This window comes from Streptomyces sp. NPDC024698, from assembly GCF_055559015.1.
On record NZ_JBVHLK010000063.1, the window covers coordinates 1 to 1,571 of the forward strand.

The 1,571-nt window shown below is 65.8% G+C and carries 1 protein-coding gene; it reads left to right on the top strand.

Annotation, left to right across the window (positions count from 1 at the left end; translation table 11 throughout):
* Window positions 1-150 precede the first annotated feature (150 nt).
* Window positions 151-1,401 (top strand): IS701 family transposase, encoded by a 1,251-nt coding sequence (locus tag ACZ4AA_RS38455; RefSeq protein ID WP_467613375.1) that lies wholly within the window; start codon window positions 151-153, stop codon window positions 1,399-1,401.
* Window positions 1,402-1,571: the final 170 nt, after the last annotated feature.

Below are 1,571 nucleotides of genomic sequence, written 5' to 3' on the forward strand. Positions count from 1 at the left end.
TACTCCAGCAGCGTTTTGCTATTCCTGCTGGTCAGGGGCCGGATTTTGAGTGTAGTGGGGTGATGTTCCATCGGGTGCGGGTTCGGTGGATGGGTCATCCGAAGGGTGGGTTTGTGCAAGTCTGCCGTCCGTGGTGGGCAGGGTCCGAGCATGATTGAGGATCTTGGAACTGGGCTGTGGGCGGCGGAACTTGAGGATCTCTTCCTCCGAGTCGGCGGCAGATTCTCACGCATCGAGCCGCGTCGGCGGATGCGTGACTACCTGCGCGGTCTTCTGGGCCCGGTCGGTCGCAAGAACGGCTGGCAACTCGCGGAATTCGCAGGTCACGCAACGCCGGACGGACTGCAGCGGCTCCTCGCCGGGACCCGGTGGGATCCCGAGGAGATCCGCGACGACCTGCAGGGATACGTCGCGGAGAGACTCGGCCGGCCCGACGGTGTGCTGATCATCGACGACACCGGGTTCCTGAAGAAGGGCACCACCTCGGCCGGGGTGCAACGTCAGTACTCCGGCACTGCCGGCCGCACGGAGAACTGCCAGATCGGCGTCTTTGCCGCCTATGCCTCGTCCATGGGCCGCGCGCTGGTGGACCGGGAGCTGTATCTGCCCAAGTCCTGGACCAACGACCCGGACCGCTGTCGCGCGGCCAAAATCCCCGAAGACCGCACGTTCGCGACCAAGGGTGAACTCGCCCGGCGTCTGGTGCTGCGTGCGCTCGCCTCCGATCTGCCGATCGCCTGGGTGACCGCCGATTCCGCCTACGGACAGGAATGGGGATTTCGCCGGATGCTGGAGGAAGCGGGCGTCGGCCACGTGCTGGCCGTGCCGAAATCGCAGCAGGTCAAGTCCCTGGCCGGGATCTGGCGCATCGACCAACTGGTCGGCGAAGCACCCGATGATGCGTGGCAGCGCCTGTCGGCAGGTGACGGCGCCAAGGGCCCGCGCGTCTATGACTGGGCCTCGGCCCAACTACCGGTCATCGACTTCTTCGACGGCGAGACGCCCACCCACCGCCGGTGGGTGATGGCCCGCCGCAGCATCAAAAGGCCCGACGAGATCGCCTACTACCTTGCCTACGCGCCGACCGGCACGACCGTCGCCGAACTGGTCCGCATCGCCGGGTCCCGCTGGGCGATCGAGGAGTGTTTCCAGGCCGCGAAGAACGAGTGCGGCCTGGACGAGTACGAGGTCCGCCGGTATCCAGGCTGGTACCGGCACATCACCCTCGCGATGCTGGCCCACGCCTTCCTCGCCGCGATGGCTGCCGCGGAAATCGAAAGGGGCACCGAAGAAACGATCACTGCACCCTCGCGCCCCTCACCGTGGCAGAAATCCGGAAGCTCCTGGCAACTTGCCATCCCCGCCCAACACCCCAACGACAGCGTGGTGTTCACGCGCTGAAGTGGTCCACATGGCGACGCCGCCACCAAGCCGTCGCCCGCCACTGTCACTACCAGCGCCGGACCCAGGCACAACACCCATCCACCGAACCCGCACCCGATGGAACATCACCCCACTACACTCAAAATCAGGCCCCTGACCAGCAGGAATAGCAAAACGCTGCTGGAGTA